Origin of the sequence: Psychroserpens sp. (assembly GCF_045105015.1) — a bacterium.
In the GTDB taxonomy this organism is placed as follows: Bacteria; Bacteroidota; Bacteroidia; order Flavobacteriales; family Flavobacteriaceae; genus Psychroserpens.
This window is the reverse complement of record NZ_JBGCCX010000060.1, coordinates 1-3,763: the sequence shown is the minus strand read 5'-3', so window position 1 is coordinate 3,763 and position 3,763 is coordinate 1. Positions and strand designations below refer to the sequence as shown.

The 3,763-nt window shown below is 31.0% G+C and carries 2 protein-coding genes; one reads left to right on the top strand and one right to left on the bottom strand.

Going from position 1 to position 3,763, the window contains the following annotated elements; genetic code table 11:
* Positions 1 to 144: 144 nt before the first annotated feature.
* Positions 145 to 1,317, top strand: a complete 1,173-nt coding sequence (locus AB8B90_RS04975) for a proline dehydrogenase family protein (protein WP_405334276.1) — start codon at positions 145 to 147, stop codon at positions 1,315 to 1,317.
* A 36-nt stretch (positions 1,318 to 1,353) separates the two neighbouring features.
* Here AB8B90_RS04975 and AB8B90_RS04970 read toward each other — a convergent pair whose 3' ends face one another.
* Complete coding sequence (locus tag AB8B90_RS04970; RefSeq protein WP_405334273.1) at positions 1,354 to 3,696, bottom strand: GumC family protein; 2,343 nt, start codon at positions 3,694 to 3,696, stop codon at positions 1,354 to 1,356.
* Between the last annotated feature and the right edge of the window lie 67 nt (positions 3,697 to 3,763).

Here is a 3,763-nt window from a genome sequence, read left to right as displayed (position 1 = left end):
CCAGTTGAATTAAAATGAACTGTATATGTTTTTGTCTCTATGGAATTCATTGCCATTAATGTCTTTCTAATAAAGTGGAAAATTAGCTGTTTTTAGTAAAATAATAGCTACCAAATAATTATTTTTGGTATATAATTTTTTTGAATGACTACAAACACACTTTTTGATAACACTGAAGTTGCTTTTGCACTCAAAAATGACGCTCAGTTAGAACGTGCTTATTTTTTATTTAAGATGATTTCTCATCAACCTTTAGTAAGAATAGGAACAGCTGCCACCAATTTTGCATTAAAAGCTAATTTGCCAGTTGAAGGCTTAATTCGCTCTACAGTATTTGATCATTTCTGTGGAGGTGTAAATGAAGAAGATTGTTTACCGGTTATTGATAAAATGTACACTAAAGGGGTGAGTTCTGTTTTAGATTATTCAGTAGAAGGAAAAGAGGAGGAATCTACCTTTGATGAAGCAAGAGATAAGATTTTAAAAATTATCAAGTTTGCTGATGAAAAAGACGCTATGCCTATTGTTGTTTTTAAGCCTACTGGTTTTGGTCGTTTTTATTTGTATCAAAAAAAAGGAGAAGGTAAGACGTTCACTTCTGAAGAACAAGACGAGTGGAATAGGATAGTAGCACGTTTTGATGCGGTTTGTAGTTTAGCAAAAGAAAAAGATGTTGAAGTATTGATTGATGGAGAAGAAAGTTGGATGCAAAATGCAGCAGATGATCTTTGTGAAACTATGATGTTGAAATATAATCAAGATAAGCCTATTGTTTACAATACATTACAGACGTATAGATGGGATCGATTCGATTATTTAAAAGCGATTCACGATCGTGCAAAATCTCAAAATTTTAAAGTAGGTTTTAAAATTGTTAGAGGTGCTTACATGGAAAAGGAGAGAGAAAGAGCTGAAGAGAAAGGTTATAAATCTCCTATTTGTGAAAGTAAACAAGCAACAGATGATAATTTTAATTCTTGTATGACTTATATTTTAAATCATCTTAATAGTATTTCATTGTTTATTGGTACACATAACGAGCAAAGTTGTTATATAGCTATGGATTTGATGAAAGAATTAGGAGTTGATAAGAAAGATAATAATGTCTGGTTTGGACAACTTTATGGTATGAGTGATCACATTAGTTTTAATTTGGCAAAACAAGGTTATAATGTTGCTAAATACGTCCCGTTTGGTCCAGTAAAGGATGTAATGCCGTATTTAATTAGAAGAGCAGAAGAAAATACATCTGTAGCAGGACAAACGAGTAGAGAACTTAATTTATTAAAGCATGAGAAAGCTAGACGAAAGTTATAAAAAAGAAAGCCACAATTTTAGTTGTGGCTTTCTTTTTTATATAATTCCGAATCTTTTCTTTTTTTGTCGTGGATTATTTCCATAACCGTATCCGTAACCTCGCTTCTTAATTGTACCATTAAGTAGAATTGCCATATTAGGTAATCGTTTTTCTTCATAAAGCGTCTGTGCAATATGCAATTCGCGCTTGTCAACATTATCAACACTAACAACGTATATAAACATATCTGCATGATCGCTTATTAATAAAGTATCAGTCACTAGACCAACTGCAGCTGTATCAACAATAATGTAATCATATGTCTTTTTTGCAAAATCAAAAAGTTCATTTACTCGATTACTCATTAACAATTCTGCTGGATTTGGAGGTATGGTTCCAGATGGAATAACATCTAAAAATGGATTGCCTTCAGTTTTGATAATTACATCATTTACATTTAAAGATTTATCCGAAATATAATCAGTTAATCCTTTGTTTGCTTTTATATTAAGGTAATCATTAACTCTTGGGACTCTAATATCTGTTTCAATTAGTAAAACTTTCTTTTCAGAAAACGAAAACGAACTTGCCAAATTTGTGGTTGTATGCGATTTTCCTTCCTGAGCAGTTGTAGAAGTAACAAAAACTGTTTTACATGGTGAATTCGAACCTTGTAACATAAAGTTAATATTTGTTCTTATAATTCTAAAAGCTTCAGCTTTAGGTGAATAATCTACTTTAGTCACAACATTAAAATTAGTGTCAGACTTAGGAATATCTCCTAAAAACGGAGCTTTAATTAAACGTCTGACATCATCTTTTGTGTGTACTTTGGTATCTAACATGTTTTTTGCAAAAACATAAGACACTGGTAAAAATAAACCAATCAGTAGCGCTGATAAATAAATCATTTGTTTCTTGGGTGAAACAGGATCATTATACGTATAGGCTTGGTCAATGACTTTAGCATTAGCTGTAGACATACCTAAAGTAATTGCAGTTTCCTCTCTTTTCTGAAGAAGATATAAATACAATGATTCTTTAATGTCCTGCTGACGTTTAATATCTCTAAACTGACGTTCTTTGCCAGGAGCAGAATAAATTTGACCTCGAATTCTTGAGTCTTCTCTATTTAAATTGTTAAGTGTAATTTGATTAGCAGATTTAATGTTTTTTAAACTTTGATTGATATTGTTTTTCAATGCATTTATCTGGTCATTCAATTTAACTACAGTTGGGTTTTTTTCACTTGAATTTTTCAATATACGATCACGTCTTGAGACAAGATCATTATGGCTTTTAGTGATTTGCGCAAAATTATTATCAGCAATACCAATGTCTGCTGGTAATAGGTCTGATTCAGATGAACCATCATTCAGGCGTTCAGTCATGAATTCAACTAATTGTAACTGATTGCTAGTCGCATTAATTTTAGCTTCTGTAGCTTTTTCACTTTCTAAAAAGAGATTTGATTGAGAACCTAAAGCGATTAGTTTATTGTCTTTCTGTAGTTTTTCTGCAGTAAAGTCAACCTTTTCTAGTTCGTTGGATACAATGTTTAAACGATTAGTAATGAAATCGGATGTGATTTGTACAACTTTTTCTTTATCGTTTATAACATCGTCATTATATTTTTCGATGACTTTGTCTAGTATCAGTTTCGCTTTTTCCTTTATACTTTCGTTAACTGAAAGACGAATCACATTTGATTTTTGTGAAGGTGCAACCACTATTTTACTTAGGTAAGCTTCTACAACAACGTCTAAAGGTTTGATTTTAATTTCAACATGTGAGTTAGGAGCAGAGCCATAAGAACCAATGTTTGGGGTTAATATAAATTCTCCAAAAGAAGTTTCTACTTTTTCACCAAAACTATGAGTTGTTGTGTCAGAACCTCCAAATTGTAAAAACTTATTAGTGTTAACTTTTGATAGTTCAAATTGTTGATCAGAAATAATTTTTACATACAACGATTTGTTAATGTTTTCTACAATTGAATCACTTACTAAAAAGTTGATATTTAACGGTGGATTTGTATATACTTCTTCTTGTTTTACTTTACCGTTAACAAGGTATTTGATGTTTAGATTTAAATCTCTTACTACTTCTGTAATTATCGTTCGTGACTTAATGACTTCAATCTCATCTGTTACATTAGGTAAATCGCTACCTAAAAGTCCATTCTGAAGAGACGAAATTTCTGCTAAACTTCGTGAATTTTCATCTTCTTTTAATTTTATTGTGGCATTTGCTTGATAAGTATATGTACTGTATCTAATGACAATAAAAGCTACAAGCAAGGCAACAATAACACAAGCTAAAATTAGCTTCCATTTAGATAAGTATAATTCAACTATATCTATAATGTTGTCTTTATTTGAAAGGTCGTTTTTAGACATAATATTTAATTTAGTGGCTTTTTATTTATCTGAATGCAAAAATTGCAACAATAGTCGCAAGAGTAGA

Bases quoted from the DNA above. Each gene is read 5' to 3' on its own strand.
- AB8B90_RS04975 (WP_405334276.1), top strand. From the start codon at position 145: ATGACTACAAACACACTTTTTGATAACACTGAAGTTGCTTTTGCACTC.
- AB8B90_RS04970 (WP_405334273.1), bottom strand. From the start codon at position 3,696: ATGTCTAAAAACGACCTTTCAAATAAAGACAACATTATAGATATAGTT.